Here is a 17,404-nt window from a genome sequence, read left to right as displayed (position 1 = left end):
TTTTCTTACTACCGGGGCGGGGTTTATTCGGGTTCGCGGGGGGGGTTCGTTTTGTTCTTGTCCCCCCCCGGGGGGGGGGGGTTACGGGTGGGGGGGGGGGGCCCCGGGGCCCCCCCCCCCCTCCCGCTCACTCAGAGACCGGACCTGAGGGAGCTCAGAACTGCAGAGCCCAGGAGTCGATCTTGCCAACGTCCTGCGCCGCGTTGTCACTGACCCGCAGCTTCCAGGTGCCGTTCGCGACCTCCGACGACGCGTTCACCGTGTACGTGGTGATCACGTTGTCCGCGCTGCCGCCGGTCCCGTACGCCTTCAGGTTGTAGACCGTTCCGTCCGGAGCGACCAGGTCTATCTTCAGGTCACCGATGTACGTGTGCTTGATGTCGACCGGCACGCTCAGGTTCGCCGACGCGTTCCCGGTGACCCCGCTGACGGTGACCGGCGACTCGGTAGTGGCGTTGTCGCTGATCGCGTAGTCCGCGGTGTTCTCGAACTTCTTGCCGGGCGGCGGGGTGTCGCCGGTGCCGACGTACAGCAGGCGGTTCGGCGAGCCGGTGCCCGGGCTGCCGACCACGCCGCTCGTGGCGGCGGAGGCCAGGGCCGCGGAGACCTGGGCCGGGGTCGCCGTGTTGTTGGCCGCCAGGTAGAGCGCGGCCGCGCCGGTGACGTGCGGCGTCGCCATCGAGGTGCCCGAGATGGTGTTGGTCGCGGTGTCGCTGGTGTTCCAGGCCGAGGTGATCGACGAGCCCGGCGCGAAGATGTCCAGCGCACTGCCGTAGTTGGAGAAGCTGGAGCGGGCGTCGGTGCTGGTCGTGGAGCCGACGGTGATGGCCTCGGCCACGCGCGCGGGCGAGTAGTTGGAGGCGTTCGCTCCGTCGTTGCCCGCCGCGACCGCGTAGGTGACGCCGGAGGCGATGGAGTTGCGCACCGCGGTGTCGAGGGCGGTGTCGATGCCGCCGCCCAGGCTCATATTGGCGACGGCCGGCTTGACGGCGTTCTGCGTCACCCAGTCGATGCCGGCGACGACCTGCGCGGTCGTGCCCGAGCCCGAGTTGTCGAGCACACGGACGCCGACGACCTTGGCCTTCTTGGCCACGCCGTACGAGGATCCTGCGACATTGGCGGCGACATGCGTGCCGTGGCCGTTGCCGTCCTGCGCGGTGTTGTCGTTGTCGATGGCGTCATAGCCGTACGACGCCCGGCCGCCGAAGTCACTGTGCGTGATCCGTACACCGGTGTCGATGATGTACGCCGTGACGCCCTCGCCCGCGGTGTCCGGGTAGGTGTAACTCTGGTTCAGCGGGAGGGCCTTCTGGTCGATCCGGTCCAGGCCCCAGGACGGCGGGCTGGGCTGGGTGCCGGTCGCCTTGAAGACGCGGTTCTGCACCACGGACTCAACAGCCGGGTCCGCGGCGAACTTCTTGGCCTGCGCCTCGGACAGCTCGACGGCGTAGCCGTTCAGCGCGGCGTCGTACGTCTTCTTGATCTTCGCGCCGTACTCCTGCGCAAGTGCCTTGCCCGCCTTGGAGCCTGCGTCGGGCGCGGACTCGTCGAGGGTGACGATGTAGCTGCCCGCGATGGCTCCGGGAGCGCCGGCGTTCTGGACAACGCCTTCCGGAGCCGCCTCGACCGCGATGGCGGGGAGAGCGGACGCCGTGCCGAGCGCGAGCGCGGCGACGGCCATGGCGCTTGCCGCAGCGAGTCTTCGCCGCGAGTTACGCATCACAGACATGTGAGGGGTCCTCCTCATTGGTGGTGCGCTGCTGTGGGGGATTGCGACAGGAGCATGACAACGAATCGCAGCTGAATCCGCAGTGTCCTCGTCTCGCCTGCCGAGCGAAAGATTGGCCGATCCATAGGAATCCCACAAGAGTCAGGAGGGCGACTTAGCACTTGCGCAACACAACTGCCATGCTGACGAATCATGACCTCGTATCACTGCCCCGACTGCGATACCGTCTCCCCCGTCGAGGCGGCCGGCTGGTGCTGCCCCGACTGCCGCGGCCCGTGGGACCTGGACTTCACCGCCTCGCCCGTCGACCTGAACTCCCTTCCGGGCCGGGTCAATTCACTGTGGCGGTACGAGGAGGCGCTGCCGCTCTCCGCGCCCGCCGCCACCTCACTCGGCGAGGGCCGCACCCCACTCGTCCCGCTCACCGCCACCGTCTCCGCCAAGCTCGACTTCCTGATGCCGACGCTCTCCTTCAAGGACCGCGGCGCGGTGATGCTGGCGGAGCTCGCCCGGGGGCTCTCTCCCCGGCGCGTGATCGCGGACAGCAGCGGTAACGCGGGCACGGCTGTCGCCGCGTACTGCGCACGGGCGGGTCTCGACTGCACGGTGTACGTCCCCGAGGCCACCTCCGCCAAGAAGGTGGAGCAGATCCGGGCGCACGGCGCGCACCTCGAACTCGTCCCGGGCGACCGCGAAGCCACCGCCGTGGCCGCCCGCGCCGCCGCCGGAGCACCCGGCACCTTCTACGCGAGCCACGTCTACAACCCGTACTTCCTGCACGGCACGAAGACCTACGTCTACGAGCTGTGGGAGGAGCTCGGCGGCCGGCTCCCCGAGGCGATCGTCGTCCCCGTCGGCAACGGCACTCTCCTCCTCGGCGCGTCCCTCGCCCTCGCCGAACTCCACACGCACGGACTGATCTCCGAGCGCCCCGCCCTGATCGCCGTCCAGGCCGAGGCCGTCTCCCCGCTGGCAACGGCCTTCCACGCCGGCGCCGAAGAACTCCTCGACGAGGAGGTGGAGTTCAAGCCCACGCTCGCCGAGGGCATCGCCATCCCGCGTCCGCCGCGCGCCCGCCAGATCCTGCGGGCCGTACGCGAAACCGGCGGGACCTTCCTCACGGTGACGGAGGATCAGATCCGCGCCGCGCAGCTCGATCTGGCCGCCCGCGGTCTGTTCGTCGAGTCGACCGGGGTGGCCTGCTGGGCCGCCGCGGGTGGCTGGACCGACCGCACCGCCGTCGTCCCGCTCTGCGGCGCGGGCCTCAAGACCGGCCTCGCGCCCGGTCAGTCCGTCCAGTAGGTGTCGTGCTTGATGAAGAACTCCGCCCGGTCCTGTGGCGACCACTCGGTGGCGACCTCGGCGACCTTCTCGAAGTACTCCTCGCGCGGCGCGCCCGGCGTGAACAGCAGCAGCATCGAGGCGGGCGCGTCCGAGTCGTTGCGGAAGGCATGCAGCCCGCCCTGCGGCACGTAGAGGAAGTCGCCTGCCGTTCCGTCGATCCAGCTGTCGCCGTTGTAGAGCCGGACCGTCCCCTCGATGATGAAGAACGACTCCGAGATCGACTTGTGGAAGTGCGTCTTCGGGCCGCCCGCCTTCGGGGCCATGTCCATCCGGTAGAGCCCGAACTCCCCGCCGGTTGACCGGGTGGTGGCCAGATAGTGCGTACGGCTCCCGTTCCTCGACCGCAGATTCGCGGGCGTGTCCGCCGGCCGGAACTCCGCGGTGATCTCGCCCTTGCCGTCCAGGTACTTCGGGTCCGGGTACGACATGCCGCTCTCCCTCTCCTCGCTGCCGGCCGTTCGCTGCCGGCCGTTCACCCCGCACGTCCTGCGCCGCTCGGCCCGGCCGCACATACGGCCCTCGGACGAGTCTCTCGCGCAAGCCACACGTGCCTGACCATCCTGCCTGGTCACACTTCCCAGCCGTATTCGTACGGCATGGCCGGTTCCCTGCGCCGTGGGGTTGGATGAGCGCGTGACCGTACACGATGTTGCCCGGCAGCTGCCCGGGATATCCGCCGTCCGCGACCTGTGCCGTTCGATGGCGATGCTGGAGGCGATCCTGAGCCCCGAATGGGCCGACCGTTTCTACTCGTTCGACGCGCACTGGTCCGCGTCGGAGGAAATGGCCTCGATGCGGAACGGCTCCGGGGACGAGTACTCCATCGTCTTCTCGGCGGCAGGCGCCTACGTACGCGGCTTCGCCCACGAGTCCCCGATGAGCCCGTACGCCTATGACGGCCCCTGGCCGGGCGTGCTCGACGAGGTGCCTGAGGTCTTCCGGCCGTGCGTGCAGGAGCCGGCGTTCTCGGACGAGGACGGTATGCCGGCAGTGACCGTCTGCCTGTGGCGCGAGGCCGCGGACGACGGGTGGCGGTCGGGGACGATCGAGTTCCCGGACGGCTACGAAGACCCTGACGGCGCACGGGAGTTGTTCTCCGTCCTGGCCGCGGGGACGGCCGAGGCGTATCAGCGGTTCGCCGAGGACTTCTACGAGGCGCCGGTCGATCTGGCGGCCGTACGCCATGTGTACGCGCTGCGTCCGCTGACGTCCGAGGTGATCTCGGCGCTGAATCCGAGGCTGAGTCCGGGCCTCGCACCGGCCGATCTCGCCGAGGACATCGCGTCCATCGGCTATCCACAGGCACTGCCCGCGAGCTGATCCGACGAGCAGAGGGTTCAGTCCGCGGTCAGGGCTCCGCGGCCGGTCGGCGAGTGCGCGCCCTTGCGTGCCGGCTCGCCGCAGTGCGCGCAGATGACCACCGGATCGAGGGTCTCGCCGCACGAGTGCTGCCAGGTCACCGGCGGATCCTCGGGGTTGAGGTGCCGGTCGCCCCACTTCATGAGCGTGAGGAGTACGTCGCCGAGCTCCTGGCCGGCGGGGGTCAGGTGGTACTCGTAGCGCGCCGGGTGTGCGTTGTACTGCTCGCGCCGGACGGCGCCCGCCGCCTCCAGCTTGCGCAGCCGGGCCGTGAGGATGTCGCGGGACGCCCCGGTGTTGCGGACGATCTGGTCGAAGCGGCGGACGCCATGGCTGAGTTCACGTACGGCGAGCAGCGTCCAGCGCTCGCCGACCAGGTCGAGCGCGTCGGCGATGGAGCACTCTCTGGGATGGATGCTCTTCGACATGCGGCTCATCCTAGAGCGGTAAGTTGCGTATTCAATCGTTCCGGACAAGAGCGCGACCACCGCCGCCATCGCTGTCAGAGGCGCTCGATGATCGTGGCGTTGGCCAGCCCTCCCGCCTCGCACATCGTCTGCAGCCCGTACCGCCCGCCGCGGTCCTCCAGGTTGTGCAGCAGGGTCGTCATGATGCGCGCCCCGCTGCCTCCCAGCGGATGGCCGATGGAGATCGCGCCGCCGCGCACATTGAGCCGGTCCGCCTCGACGCCGGTCTCCCGCTGCCAGGCGAGCACCACCGACGCGAACGCCTCGTTCACCTCGTACAGATCGATGTCGCCAGTGGTCAGCCCCGCCCTGGCCAGTACCTTCTCGGTGGCCGGCATGATCGCCGTGAGCATCAGCAGCGGATCGTCCCCGGCAACCGCGAACGAGTGGAACCGCGCGCGTGGCCGCAGCCCGAGCCGCTCCGCCACATCGGCACCCATGATCAGCAGTGCCGCCGCGCCGTCGTTGACCGGCGAGCTGTTGCCCGCCGTGACGCGCCAGCCGATCTCAGGGAACCGCTCTTCCATGGCCGGGTCGTAGTACGCGGGCTTGAGCGCCGCGAGCGCCTCGGTCGATGTGCCGGGCCGTACGTTCTCGTCCCGCTGCCCGGTCCAGGCGACCTCCCGGTCGAACTCCCCGCGCTCCCAGGCACCCGCGGCACGCCGGTGCGACTCCAGCGCGAAGGCGTCCAGCTCTTCCCGCGAGATCTTCCAGCGCGCCGCGATCAGCTCCGCGCTGATCCCCTGGCCGACCAGCCCCTGCGGATACCGCTCGCCGAGCCGCCGCCCGAACGGGTCGCTGCCCGGCAGCACATTGGAGCCCATCGGCACCCGGGACATCGACTCGACGCCGCAGGCGATCGCGATGTCGTAGGCCCCGCTGATCACACCCTGCGCCGCGATGTGCGCGGCCTGCTGGGACGAGCCGCACTGCCGGTCCACGGTCATGCCCGGCACGCTCTCGGGGAAGCCGGCGGCCAGCACCGCATGGCGGGTGATGTTGAGCGACTGGTCCCCGACCTGGGTCACGCAGCCGCCGATGACGTCGTCGACGAGTACGGGATCGATCCCGGCCCGCTCGACGAGCGCCGCGAGTGTGCGGGCGAGCAGGTCCACGGGGCGCTCGTCGTGCAGCGCTCCTCCCGGCTTGCCCTTGCCCATGGGCGTACGAACCGCCTCGGCGATCACCGCGTCCCGCATCACGACAGCCTCCCCAGTTCCGGCGTCAGTCTGATTTTCAAACCGACTAACCCAACCCTGCCGCGCGAGGAGAGGGTTGTCAATTCCAACTGATGATTGCTGTCGTCGCCGTACGGCTGTTCAGCGACTGCGCAGAGCGCCCGCCGTGCTGCCCGTCCGCTCACGCAGCAGGATCCGCAGGGTGTTCGCGTGCTCGTAGCCGACCTTGCGGGCGATGGAGTCCAGAGACATGTCGGTCGTCCGCAGCAGGTGCGAGGCCTGTTCGACCCGCAGGTCCTGGACGAAGCGCACGGGGGACGTGCCGAGTACGCGGCGTACGGTCCGCTGGAGAGTGCGTTCGCTCACCCCCACCGAACGCGCCGCAGCACTGACGCTGATCGGCTCCTCCAGATGCAGCCTGGCCCAGCGTTCGAAGGCGGCGACGACCGGATCGCTCTGGGCGAGCGCGCTCGGGATGGTGTACGCCGACTGGGACGGCCGTTCGTCGACGACCAGATAGCGGGCGACAAGATCGGCCAGCGCCGGGCTGCTCATCCGGACGACCGCCAGCGCGAGGTCGACGTGCCCGAAGGCCGCGCCGGCCGTCGTCACGCCGTCCGACGCGGTCACCATCCGGGTCTCGTCGACGGTGACCGCCGGATAACGCTTCCGGAAGACCGGCGCCAGCCACCAGCTGGTGGTCGCCTTCCGCCCGTCGAGCACGCCCGCCTCGGCCAGCAGAAAGGTGCCCGTACAGGCCGAGGCGACGGGTGTGCCGCGCCCGCGCGCATCGGCCACGAGACTCCGTACGGCTGCCGATGCGGGTCCCGAGACATGAGCGAGAAGCACATCGGGCCGCCGCTCGGCGAGGGCCGGCACGATCAGCAGGTCCGCCCGCTCCGCCCCGGCCGCCGGCTCGGTGGTGACGAGGTGGCCCGCGCCGGTGCGGACCCGGCGGCGGAAACCGACGGTCCTCACCCGCCAGGCGGGCGGCGGCAGGGGAAGTTCGTCCCGCATCGCGTTGGCCCCGTCGAGCACATCGAGGATCGCCGAGAGCCCCGAGTCGAATACGCCGTCGTACGCCAGCACTGCCACATCCATGGCGGAAACAGTATCGGACACGCCGTTTACGCCACTGGAAAGGCCCTGATCGCGGCCATAGCTTTGCGGACGTCCCGCTTGATCGGGACGCCGACGACGACGTACGGAGTGACACGCGATGAACATCGGACTGCTGGCCAGGATCGAAGCCAAGCCGGAGTACGCCGACGAGGTCGAGGCCCTGTTGCGCGGGGCGCTGCAGCTCGCCCGCGACGAGGAGAACACGGTCACCTGGTTCGCGTTCCGGGAGAGCGCCACGGTCTTCGGGGTCTTCGACACGTTCGAGAGCGAGGAGGGACGGGCCGGACATCTGCAGGGCCGGATCGCCGCGGCGCTGATGGAAGCGGCGGAGACGATGCTGAGCTCGGCCCCTGACATCCGCCCTGTGGACCTGCTGGCAGCCAAGCTCCCCTGACCCGCAACGCACGGTGCCCGCGGACCACGTGATGCGCGGCCCGCGGGCACCTTGCCCACACCACCACCGAGGAGACCGAGGATGACCCGGCCCACCAGCCCACCGTCCGCAGACGCCACTGCCGCGCGCCACTCACGTACCCACACCTGGGCACCGCCGACCAGCTACGCCGACGCCGGCCCGCACTCAGGCCTCGAACTGCTCCGGCGCAGCCTCGATGGCCACTACCCGCAAGCGCCGATCTGCGGGACTCTCGGCTTCCGCCTCGTGGAGGCCGACGAGGGCCGCGCCGTCTTCGAGGGCGAGCCCGGGGAGCACCTGCTCAACCCGATGGGCAGCGTCCACGGCGGTTTTCTGGCCACACTGCTCGACTCGGCCCTCGGCAGCGCGGTCATGACGACGCTGCCGCCCGGCCGCGCGTACACCACCATCCAGCTCGGGGTGAATCTTGTGCGCCCGGTGTTCGCCGACACGCAGACCCTGCGCTGTGAAGGCGCTGTCCTCCACGTCGGCCGTACGACGGCGACCGCCGAGGCACGGGTGGTCGGCGCCACGGACGCCAAGCTGTACGCGCATGCCACCACGACCTGCGCGGTCTTCACCTGGCGGGACACGGCCTGAACGCGGAGGATCCAGCACATGAAGCGGACGACGGTCGTCAACCTCAAGGGCCATCGCGACGACCCCGACTACGCGGACGTCGTGTACGTGGGCCGCGCCATGCACCGCGGCGGCCGGCACCTCGACGGCTCCCCCTGGCGAGCCCGTTCCGCCCCGGCCCCGACGGCACCCGCCAAGAGGTCCTCGAGAAGTACCGCACCCACCTGCTGTCCCGCCCGGACCTCCTCGCGCTCCTCCCCGCCCTGCGCGGCCACAGACTCGGCTGCTGGTGCGCACCGGAACGCTGCCACGCCGAGGTCATCGCGGAACTGGCGGACGAGACCGGCGGCCCCTAGGAACGCGAAGCATTCCAAAGAGCCTGCCGGCGAAGAGCCTGCCGCCTATGTGGACAGCCCCCGTTCTGTGGGCCGTCGGTGGCAAAGCGGCCCACGCCCCCTTGCGCCTGCCGTCGGACTCCCACACCGCGCTGAACAATCGCCATGGTCAAGGCGTATGGACGCGTATCAGTGGACTGAGGGGAACGACCGATGGACAGAGCGGGACATCCGGATCGCAGAGCTCTGCTCGTCGGCGGACTCGGGGTCGCCACGGTCACGCTTGCGGGGTGCTCGTCGACGAGCGCCGCTCCGTCGGCGACCAGCGCTCCGCCGGAAGCGCGGCCGGCCACGCCCGCCGCGGCATTCGCGAGACTGATGGAGGGCAACAAGCGCTGGGTGAGCGGAGATCTTCAACACCCCGACCGGGATCCGAACCGGCGCCAGTTCGTATCCGGGAAGCAGGAACCCTTCGGGGCGATCCTCTCCTGCATCGACTCCCGGGTGCCGCCTGAACTCCTCTTCGACACCGGGCTGGGCGACCTTTACGTGATGCGCACGGGAGGGGAGGCGGTCGGCCCGGTGGTCACGGGTTCCGTGGAGTACGGGCCCATGACGAGTGGCACTCCGCTCATCGTGGTCCTCGGGCATCAGCGTTGCGGCGCCGTCGAGGCGGCGTACAAGTCCATCCGTGACGGCAAACCGCTGCCCGGCAACCTGGAGGCGATCGCCAAGGCTCTGCGGCCGGCGTACGAGCAGACAGTCCGGGAAGGCGGTGCCGACCCGGTCGAGACCATGGCCCGTGCCCAGGTCAGGCTGACCGCGGACGACCTGCGCTCCAACGAGGACCTGGCCCCGCTCGTGGGAAAGGGCGCCCTTGCCGTGGTCGGCGCCTACTACTCGCTCGACACCGGCAAGGTGGAAGTCCTGACCGGCGCGCCTTCCTGACCGGTCGGACGAGACGGATGTGCGTTGTCAGGCCGATCAGCACGGGAATGCGGAAAGGGTCGGGCTCAACGGAGCCCGGCCCTTTCTGACCGATCACACGTTGAAGCGGAACTCCACCACGTCGCCGTCCTGCATCACGTAGTCCTTGCCCTCCATGCGCGCCTTGCCCTTCGCGCGGGACTCCGCCACCGAGCCCGTCTCGACCAGGTCCTCGAAGGAGATGACCTCGGCCTTGATGAAGCCCTTCTGGAAGTCGGTGTGGATCACACCGGCCGCCTCGGGAGCCGTCGCGCCCTTCTTGATCGTCCAGGCGCGGGTCTCCTTCGGGCCCGCCGTCAGATACGTCTGCAGGCCGAGCGTGTCGAAGCCGACGCGACCCAGCACCGCCAGGCCCGGCTCCTCCTGGCCCATCGACTGGAGGAGCTCCAGCGCCTCGTCGTCGTCGAGCTCGATCAGCTCGGACTCGATCTTGGCGTTGAGGAAGATCGCCTCGGCCGGGGCGACCAGCGCGCGCTGCTCGTTCTTGAAGTCCTCGTCGACCAGCTCGTCCTCGTCCACGTTGAAGACGTAGAGGAACGGCTTGGTGGTGAGGAGGTGCAGCTCGTGCAGGAGGCGGCCCTTCTCCGTGCCCGCCGTGATGCCCGCGGCGAAGAGCGTCGTGCCCGCCTCGAGGAGCTTCTGCGCCTCCTCGACCGCCGCCAGGACCGCGACCTTCTCCTTCTGGAGGCGGGACTCCTTCGTCAGACGCGGCACAGCCTTCTCGACGGACTGCAGGTCGGCGAGGATCAGCTCGGTGTTGATCGTCTCGATGTCGTCCTTCGGCGAGACCTTGCCGTCGACGTGCACGACGTTCTCGTCCTTGAAGGCGCGGATGACCTGGCAGATCGCGTCGGACTCACGGATGTTCGCCAGGAACTTGTTGCCCAGGCCCTCTCCCTCGCTCGCGCCGCGCACGATGCCGGCGATGTCGACGAAGTCGACCGTGGCCGGGAGGATCCGCTGCGAGCCGAAGATCTCGGCGAGCTTGGCGAGGCGGGCGTCCGGGACGCCGACGACGCCGACGTTCGGCTCGATCGTGGCGAACGGGTAGTTGGCCGCCAGCACGTCGTTCTTGGTCAGGGCGTTGAACAGGGTCGACTTGCCGACATTCGGCAGACCGACGATTCCGATCGTGAGCGACACGTTGGCGACTTCCTGGAGTAAGGACTGGCAGATGGCCGTACGGCCCGGAGGCGGGCCGATTCCCCAGTTTACGGGCGGGTCGAGCCGGGCAGCGACGGCAGTCGGGAGTCGAACTCAACGCCAAGGTCGGCCAAAGGGCGTGTCCCGTGCCTGATTCCTCCCACATCGCGACCTACGTTGTCCGGGTGGAGCAGCACAGGACAGGTCACCCTCAGCGCCGACAGCGCCCGCAGGCCCCTCTTTCCCAGCAAGCCCCTCTCTCCCCACAGGGCGCGCTCGCCGAGGGCGCCCCCGCCGTGTACCGGGTGGCGGCACGGCCCGCGCGGCCCGTGCCTCCGGTTGTGCTCGCGCTGCGCAGACTGCCCAAGCCCCGGCTGACCGGGCTCGGCGGCGGGCTGTTCGCCGCCGCGACGATGTTTGCGCTCGGCTTTCTGGACTGGCTGCTCTTCGACGGCTCCGCCGTGGTGTTCGGGCTGCTGTTCCTGCCCGTCAGCGCGCTGACCGCGCTCTGGGTGCGGGAGGCCGACCTGGTCACCGCGCCGATCAGCGTGCCGATCGCCTTCGCGGTCGGCATCGTGCCGATCTCCGGCGGGACCGGGGGCTTCGGCGGGCAGACGATGGCCCTGGTCACCGCGCTCGCGGTGCACGCCGGCTGGCTGTACGGCGGCACGCTGGTCGCCGGGCTCATCACCTGCGTACGGAAGGTGCGGATGATGGGGCGCCGACAGCGGCGCGGGCGGCCGGGCGGCGGCCCCGTCCGGCGCGGCTGAGCCGCGAGGACGGGGTGTGCGCGGAGGCCCATCGCCCGTACCGGATGAGCCGCGAGGACGGGGTGCGCTCTCGCCTGGGCCGACCGAGTCCCGCGTACGGGGTGCGCGGCTCCCGCCTGGACCCGCTGAGCCCCGCGTACGAGGTGCGTGTCTGCGCGCCCGTACCGGCTGAGGTGCCCCGGCCCGGCGGGCTCCCGCCCGTACCGGCTGAGGCCGCCGCCCCGCTACCTGCCCGCCGCCGCCATCGCCGCGCCCACGATCCCCGCGTTGTTCTGCAGTTCCGCCGGGACGATCTCCGCCCTGATGCCCTCGATCAGCGGCACGAATTTGTCCGCCTTACGGCTCACACCGCCGCCGACGATGATCAGCTCCGGCGAGAACAGCATCTCCACATGGGCCAGATACTTCTGCACCCGGTGCGCCCAGCGCTGCCAGCTCAGGCCCTCGTCCTCCTTGACCTTCGTGGAGGCGTGCTTCTCGGCGTCGTGGCCGTGCAGCTCGAGGTGGCCCAGTTCGGTGTTCGGGACCAGCCGGCCGTCGATGAAGACCGCGCTGCCGATGCCCGTACCGAAGGTCAGCAGGATCACCGTCCCCTTGCGGCCGCGGCCCGCCCCGAACGTCATCTCCGCGACGCCCGCCGCGTCCGCGTCGTTCAGGATCGTCACCGGCAGGCCACCGAGGCGCTCGCCGAGCAGCTTCGAGGCGTCCACGTCGACCCAGCCCTTGTCCACATTGGCCGCAGTGCGGGTGACGCCGCTCGTGACGACGCCGGGGAAGGTGATGCCTACCGGGCCCGACCAGCCGAAATTCGCGATCACCTCGGCGACGCCGTCCGCCACGGCTGCGGGCGTCGATGGGTGTGGGGTCAGGACTTTGTGGCGCTCCTGCGCCAGATCGCCGCGCTCAAGGTCCACAGGTGCGCCCTTGATGCCGGATCCGCCGATGTCCACTCCGAACACGTTCATGGACACAACGTTACGGGCAGCGGCTGACGGTCACTTGTCGGACTGCTGATCGGGCCGCTGCTCGGGCCACTGATCGGGTCGCTGCTCGGGTCGCTGCTCGGACTACTTTCCCGACAGCTCCGCCGCCTCCGCGCGCAGATCGCGGCGGAGCTCCTTCGGCAGCGAGAAGGTGATCGACTCCTCGGCCGCCTTGACGATCTCGACATCCTCGAAACCGCGCTGCGACAGCCACTCCAGTACGCCCTCGACCAGGACCTCGGGCACCGAGGCACCGGAAGTGACGCCGACCGTCGAGACGCCGTCCAGCCAGGCCTCTTCGATCTCGGAGGCGTAGTCCACCAGATGCGCGTCGCGCGCGCCCGCGCCCAGCGCCACCTCGACCAGCCGGACGGAGTTCGAGGAGTTCTTGGAGCCGACGACGATGACCAGGTCCGCCTCGGCGCCCATCTGCTTGACCGCGATCTGGCGGTTCTGCGTGGCGTAGCAGATGTCGTCGCTCGGCGGGGAGATCAGCTGCGGGAACTTCGTCTTGAGTGCGTCGACCGTCTCCATCGTCTCGTCGACCGAAAGCGTGGTCTGGGAGAGCCAGACGACCTTCGACTCGTCCCGTACGGAGACGTTCGCGACATCCTCGGGGCCGTCCACGAGCGTGATGTGTTCGGGGGCCTCGCCGGACGTACCGATGACTTCCTCGTGGCCGTCGTGCCCGATCAGCAGGATGTCGTAGTCCTCGTTGGCGAACCGGACGGCTTCCTTGTGGACCTTGGTCACCAGCGGGCAGGTCGCGTCGATGGTCGCGAGCCTGCGCTCGGCGGCCTCCTCGTGGACGACCGGGGCCACGCCGTGCGCCGAGAACATGACGATCGACCCCTCGGGGACCTCCGCCGTCTCCTCGACGAAGATCGCGCCCTTTTTCTCAAGGGTCTGTACGACGTACTTGTTGTGGACGATCTCGTGGCGGACGTAGATCGGCGACCCGTACTGCTCCAGGGCCTTCTCCACGGCGATCACGGCACGGTCCACGCCCGCGCAGTAGCCACGGGGAGCGGCGAGCAGGACGCGTCGGGCAGGAGTCGTAGCAGTCATGCCCCCCATCGTAAGGCCGCGTCGAGAAGGCCAGAGATCACCCTCAGGGGGAAGACTGAGGCGGGACGCGAGCGACGGAGGGACGCGATGGCGGCAGCTGAAGGGTCCGACACGGGGGACGGCACCGACGGCGGGCTGCGGCGCACGCTCGGATTCCGGGATCTCCTCGTCTACGGTCTGCTCTTCATCGCACCCATGGCGCCGGTCGGCGTGTTCGGCACGCTCGACGCGAAGTCGCACGGGGCCGTGGCGCTCGTCTATGTGGTCGCGACGATCGCCATGGCGTTCACCGCCTTCAGTTACGCGCTGATGGTGCGGGTCGCGCCGCAGGCCGGCTCCGTCTACACGTATGCGCGCAAGGGGCTCGGCGATGCGCCGGGGTTCATCGCCGGCTGGATGGCGATGCTCGACTATCTGCTGATCCCGGCCGTCGCGTATCTCTTCTCCGGGATCGCGATGGAGACGCTGGTCCCGGAGGTGGACCGGTGGGTGTGGACCGGGATCGCCGTGGTGGTCACCACGCTGCTGAATCTATGGGGTGTACGGGCGGCGGCCCGGGTCGGCTTCGCGGTGCTGGCCATGGAGATCGTGGTGCTGCTGGTGTTCATGGTGTCGGCCGTCGTGACGCTCGGGCAGGACGGGGCGCGGCGCGACTGGCTGTCGCCGCTGACCGGTGACGCAGGCTTCTCGATGATGGCGGTGTTCAGCGCGGTGTCGGTGGCGGTGCTGTCGTATCTCGGCTTCGACGCGATCGCCTCGTTCGCGGAGGAGGCGACGGGCGGCTCGCCGAAGGTGGCCAGGGCGGTGCTGTTCTGTCTGGCGCTGGCGGGTGGGCTGTTCGTGGCGCAGACGTATCTGGTGGCGCTGCTCGAGCCGCTGTCGTCGGCGGAGCTGGCGGCCGAGCCGGTCAAACAGGGTTCGGCCTTCTACGACGCGGTGGACGCCTCGGTCGGGGGGTGGCTGCACGACCTGGTCGCGGCGAGCAAGGCGATCGGGGCGGCGTTCGCGGCGCTGGCCGGGCAGGCGGCGGCGGGCCGGCTGCTCTTCGCGATGGCGCGGGACCGTCGGCTGCCGCGCGTGCTTTCGCGTACGGATTCGGGTGTGCCACGGCTTGCGCTGCTAATGGCCGCGGCCGTGACGATGGTGGCCGCGGTGTGGGCGGCGCGGCGCGGCGACGGTCTGGATCATTTGGTGTCGGTGGTCGACATCGGCGCCCTGACCGCCTTCACGCTGCTGCACGCGTCGGTGATCGGCTGGTTCGTGGTGAAGCGGAGTGATGGCACCCCCGACTGGTTGCGGCATCTGGTGATGCCGGCGCTGGGCGCGGCGGTGACGGTCGCGGTGATCGTGGCGGCGTCCGGGGCGGCGCAGGTGGTGGGTGTGCTGTGGCTGGGGGTGGGGCTGATCGTGCTCGCGGTGCAGTGGGAGCGGCACGGTTCCGCGGTGTAGCTCGCGCTGAGGGATGTTGTCGTACGCGGCCGATACGCTCGCCCGTATGGCTCTCAACACGTCCGCGGAAGCGCCGCTGCCGGTCGGCGAGGTGTCACGGCTCATCGGAGGGTGGATCGACCGGCTCGGGGCGGTCTGGGTGGAGGGGCAGATCACCCAGCTGTCGCGGCGGCCGGGCGCCGGGGTCGTCTTCATGACGCTGCGCGACCCGTCGTACGACATCTCGGTGGGTGTCACCTGCTTCCGGCAGGTCTTCGACGCGGTCGCGGATGTGGTGGCGGAGGGCGCGCGGGTCGTGGTGCACGCCAAGCCGGAGTGGTACGCGCCGCGGGGGCAGCTGTCACTGCGGGCCGTGGAGATAAGGCCGGTGGGCATCGGTGAACTGCTCGCCCGGCTCGAGCAGCTGAAGCGGACGCTGGGCGCGGAGGGGCTGTTCGCCGTCGAGCGGAAGAAGGCGCTGCCGTTCCTGCCGCACCGGGTGGGGCTGGTGTGCGGGCGTGCGTCCGCTGCCGAACGCGACGTCCTGGAGAACGCCCGGCGGCGGTGGCCGGCCGTCCGCTTCGAGGTGCGCAATGTGGCGGTGCAGGGCGTGCACGCGGTGGCCCAGGTCGTCCAGGCGGTGAAGGAGTTGGACACGCTCCCGGACGTGGACGTGATCATCGTGGCGCGCGGCGGCGGCAGCGTGGAGGATCTGCTGCCGTTCTCGGACGAGCAGCTGGTGCGTGCGGTGTCCGAGTGCCGTACGCCGGTGGTGTCGGCGATCGGGCACGAGCCGGACGCGCCGCTGCTCGACCTGGTGGCCGATCTGCGGGCGTCGACGCCGACGGACGCGGCGAAGAAGGTCGTCCCTGACGTCGGCGAGGAGCTGGACCGGGTGCGGCAGCTGCGGGACCGTGCGCTGCGCACCGTCCGGGGGCTGCTGGACCGGGAGGAGCGGGGTCTGGCCCATGCGCTGGCCCGGCCGTCGATGGAGCACCCGCACCGGATGGTGGACGAGCGCGAGGCGGAGGCCGACGCGCTGGTCGCCCGCAGTCGGCGGGTGCTGGGGCATCTGCTGGACCGGGCGGACTCGGAGCTGGCGCACACCCGGGCGCGGGTGGTCTCGCTGTCCCCGGCGGCGACGCTGGAGCGGGGGTACGCGGTGCTGCAGCGGGCGGACGGATCGGTGGTCCGCTCGCCGGAGGAGGTCGCGGTGGGTGACGAGCTGCGGGCGCGGGTCTCCGAGGGCGAGTTCGCCGTACGGGTCGCGGAGTGAGCGCGGCCGGCGCGTCGGGAACAGCGGCCGGCGCGTCGTGAACAGGCGAACCGTGAGCAGGTGACGGTCGTTGTCCTACCTCACACATAGGGTGGATCGCATGGCTGCCAAGACGGACGAGGCCGCGCTCGGTTACGAGCAGGCGCGGGACGAGCTGATCGAGGTCGTACGCCGCCTGGAGGCCGGCGGCACGACGCTCGAGGAGTCGCTGGCTCTGTGGGAGCGCGGCGAGGAGCTGGCAAAGGTCTGCCGCCACTGGCTGGAGGGCGCCCGCGCGCGGCTCGACGCGGCGCTTTCCGAGGGGAAGGGCGAGGGCACGAGAGAGGGCAAGGCCGCCGAGGCCGCCGAAGACTGAGCAGGTCCGGGGGGCTCCCGGGTGTGAGTCAGGTCACGATGGGCATGTAGTTGAAATTTAATCCACCGGGGTGCGGTTGGAGCGGTCGTAAAGATCCTCTGCACGCCCCCCGGAAGGTACGCCAGCATGACCCTCGCCCTTGACTCCGCCGCCCAGGACCTCCTCTTCCGTGAGGCCCGCACCGCCAACACGTTCACCGACGAGCCGGTGACCGAGGAGCAGGTCCAGGCGATCTACGACCTGGTCAAATTCGGCCCGACCGCCTTCAACCAGAGCCCGCTGCGCGTCGTCCTGGTCCGCTCCGACGAGGCCCGTGAGCGTCTGGTCACGCACATGGCCGAGGGCAACCAGCCGAAGACCGCCACCGCCCCGCTGGTCGCGATCCTCGCCGCCGACAACGAGTTCCACGAGGAGCTCCCGACCCTGTTCCCGCACTTCCCGCAGGCCAAGGACATGTTCTTCGCCGAGCGCCCGGTCCGTGAGCAGGCCGCCGCCCTCAACGCCGCGCTGCAGGCCGCGTACTTCATCGTCGGCGTCCGCGCCGCCGGCCTGGCCGCGGGCCCGATGACCGGCTTCGACTTCGCCGGCGTCCAGAAGGAGTTCCTGGACGGCGACCACACCCCGCTGATGATCGTCAACATCGGCAAGCCCGGCGAGGACGCCTCGTTCCCGCGCTCGCCGCGGCTGTCCTACGACGAGGTCGTCACCACCGTCTGATCCCGCCCAAGCAGAAGGCCGCCCCACCCCCCCCCGGGGGCGGGCGCCGTTTTCAGCAACCGGGTGAGGACATAATAGGCACCAACCCGGGGGGCCACAACCCCCCCCCCACCCGCGGCGCCCGACCCCGGATAACCGGCGTCGAGCCC

General features: G+C 70.1%; 18 protein-coding genes and 1 pseudogene. 11 read left to right on the top strand and 8 right to left on the bottom strand.

Annotation, left to right across the window (positions count from 1 at the left end; translation table 11 throughout):
• Positions 1-154: 154 nt before the first annotated feature.
• A complete protein-coding gene (locus tag ACFWDI_RS36885; RefSeq protein ID WP_385310972.1) occupies positions 155-1,729 on the bottom strand; it encodes a S8 family serine peptidase in 1,575 nt (524 codons plus the stop codon).
• 192 nt (positions 1,730-1,921) lie between these two features.
• Between ACFWDI_RS36885 and ACFWDI_RS36880 the strand changes: the two genes are divergently transcribed.
• Complete coding sequence (locus ACFWDI_RS36880) at positions 1,922-3,031, top strand: threonine synthase (RefSeq protein ID WP_385310970.1); 1,110 nt, start codon at positions 1,922-1,924, stop codon at positions 3,029-3,031.
• Here the strand turns inward: ACFWDI_RS36880 and ACFWDI_RS36875 are convergent.
• Positions 3,016-3,501 carry a cupin domain-containing protein gene (locus ACFWDI_RS36875; RefSeq protein WP_385310968.1) on the bottom strand — a complete coding sequence of 162 codons (486 nt, stop codon included), beginning with the start codon at positions 3,499-3,501 and terminating at the stop codon, positions 3,016-3,018. The genes ACFWDI_RS36880 and ACFWDI_RS36875 overlap by 16 nt on opposite strands.
• Positions 3,502-3,706: 205 nt before the next feature.
• On the opposite strand from ACFWDI_RS36875, the gene ACFWDI_RS36870 reads away from it, so the two are divergent.
• Entirely contained in the window at positions 3,707-4,393 is a 687-nt protein-coding gene (locus ACFWDI_RS36870; RefSeq protein WP_385310966.1) for a hypothetical protein, read from the top strand.
• Positions 4,394-4,410: 17 nt separating this feature from the next.
• On the opposite strand, the gene ACFWDI_RS36865 is transcribed toward ACFWDI_RS36870, so the two are convergent.
• The 3 genes from ACFWDI_RS36865 to ACFWDI_RS36855 all read right to left on the bottom strand — a co-directional run bounded on the left by ACFWDI_RS36865 (position 4,411) and on the right by ACFWDI_RS36855 (position 7,178).
• Positions 4,411-4,860, bottom strand: a complete 450-nt coding sequence (locus tag ACFWDI_RS36865) for a winged helix-turn-helix transcriptional regulator (RefSeq protein ID WP_385310965.1) — start codon at positions 4,858-4,860, stop codon at positions 4,411-4,413.
• 74 nt (positions 4,861-4,934) lie between these two features.
• The gene (locus tag ACFWDI_RS36860; protein WP_385310963.1) at positions 4,935-6,098 is read right to left on the bottom strand and encodes a thiolase family protein; all 1,164 of its coding nucleotides are present in this window, start codon (positions 6,096-6,098) and stop codon (positions 4,935-4,937) included.
• Positions 6,099-6,218: 120 nt separating this feature from the next.
• On the bottom strand, positions 6,219-7,178 hold the full coding sequence (locus tag ACFWDI_RS36855) for a GlxA family transcriptional regulator (protein WP_385310961.1): 960 nt from the start codon (positions 7,176-7,178) through the stop codon (positions 6,219-6,221).
• A 118-nt stretch (positions 7,179-7,296) separates the two neighbouring features.
• On the opposite strand from ACFWDI_RS36855, the gene ACFWDI_RS36850 reads away from it, so the two are divergent.
• From ACFWDI_RS36850 to ACFWDI_RS36835, 4 genes and pseudogenes are all read left to right on the top strand, one after another.
• The gene (locus ACFWDI_RS36850; RefSeq protein WP_385310959.1) at positions 7,297-7,593 is read left to right on the top strand and encodes a putative quinol monooxygenase; all 297 of its coding nucleotides are present in this window, start codon (positions 7,297-7,299) and stop codon (positions 7,591-7,593) included.
• 81 nt (positions 7,594-7,674) lie between these two features.
• Positions 7,675-8,214, top strand: a complete 540-nt coding sequence (locus ACFWDI_RS36845) for a PaaI family thioesterase (protein WP_385310957.1) — start codon at positions 7,675-7,677, stop codon at positions 8,212-8,214.
• A gap of 18 nt (positions 8,215-8,232) precedes the next feature.
• Positions 8,233-8,549, top strand: a pseudogene (locus ACFWDI_RS36840) (DUF4326 domain-containing protein).
• A 192-nt stretch (positions 8,550-8,741) separates the two neighbouring features.
• Entirely contained in the window at positions 8,742-9,476 is a 735-nt protein-coding gene (locus tag ACFWDI_RS36835; protein WP_385310955.1) for a carbonic anhydrase, read from the top strand.
• A gap of 93 nt (positions 9,477-9,569) precedes the next feature.
• On the opposite strand, the gene ychF is transcribed toward ACFWDI_RS36835, so the two are convergent.
• Positions 9,570-10,658: a redox-regulated ATPase YchF gene (ychF, locus tag ACFWDI_RS36830; protein ID WP_385310953.1), complete on the bottom strand. Its 1,089-nt coding sequence runs from the start codon at positions 10,656-10,658 to the stop codon at positions 9,570-9,572.
• 185 nt (positions 10,659-10,843) lie between these two features.
• Between ychF and ACFWDI_RS36825 the strand changes: the two genes are divergently transcribed.
• A complete protein-coding gene (locus ACFWDI_RS36825) occupies positions 10,844-11,428 on the top strand; it encodes a DUF6542 domain-containing protein (protein ID WP_385311002.1) in 585 nt (194 codons plus the stop codon).
• Positions 11,429-11,652: 224 nt separating this feature from the next.
• Here the strand turns inward: ACFWDI_RS36825 and ppgK are convergent, their stop codons facing one another.
• Positions 11,653-12,393, bottom strand: a complete 741-nt coding sequence (gene ppgK / locus ACFWDI_RS36820) for a polyphosphate--glucose phosphotransferase (RefSeq protein WP_385310950.1) — start codon at positions 12,391-12,393, stop codon at positions 11,653-11,655.
• A 102-nt stretch (positions 12,394-12,495) separates the two neighbouring features.
• On the bottom strand, positions 12,496-13,488 hold the full coding sequence (locus ACFWDI_RS36815; RefSeq protein ID WP_385310947.1) for a 4-hydroxy-3-methylbut-2-enyl diphosphate reductase: 993 nt from the start codon (positions 13,486-13,488) through the stop codon (positions 12,496-12,498).
• A 78-nt stretch (positions 13,489-13,566) separates the two neighbouring features.
• On the opposite strand from ACFWDI_RS36815, the gene ACFWDI_RS36810 reads away from it, so the two are divergent.
• From ACFWDI_RS36810 to ACFWDI_RS36795, 4 genes are all read left to right on the top strand, one after another.
• Positions 13,567-14,928, top strand: a complete 1,362-nt coding sequence (locus tag ACFWDI_RS36810; RefSeq protein WP_385310945.1) for an APC family permease — start codon at positions 13,567-13,569, stop codon at positions 14,926-14,928.
• A 46-nt stretch (positions 14,929-14,974) separates the two neighbouring features.
• The gene (gene xseA / locus ACFWDI_RS36805; protein ID WP_385310943.1) at positions 14,975-16,183 is read left to right on the top strand and encodes an exodeoxyribonuclease VII large subunit; all 1,209 of its coding nucleotides are present in this window, start codon (positions 14,975-14,977) and stop codon (positions 16,181-16,183) included.
• Positions 16,184-16,283: 100 nt separating this feature from the next.
• Positions 16,284-16,538, top strand: coding sequence for an exodeoxyribonuclease VII small subunit (locus ACFWDI_RS36800; protein WP_385310941.1), 255 nt, complete (start codon positions 16,284-16,286; stop codon positions 16,536-16,538).
• Positions 16,539-16,664: 126 nt separating this feature from the next.
• Positions 16,665-17,255: a malonic semialdehyde reductase gene (locus tag ACFWDI_RS36795; protein WP_385310939.1), complete on the top strand. Its 591-nt coding sequence runs from the start codon at positions 16,665-16,667 to the stop codon at positions 17,253-17,255.
• Positions 17,256-17,404 lie beyond the last annotated feature (149 nt).

This window comes from Streptomyces sp. NPDC060064 (assembly GCF_042736455.1).
In the GTDB taxonomy this organism is placed as follows: Bacteria; Actinomycetota; Actinomycetes; order Streptomycetales; family Streptomycetaceae; genus Streptomyces.
The sequence above is the reverse complement of the archived record's forward strand: the minus strand, read 5'-3'. Positions and strand labels throughout refer to the sequence as shown.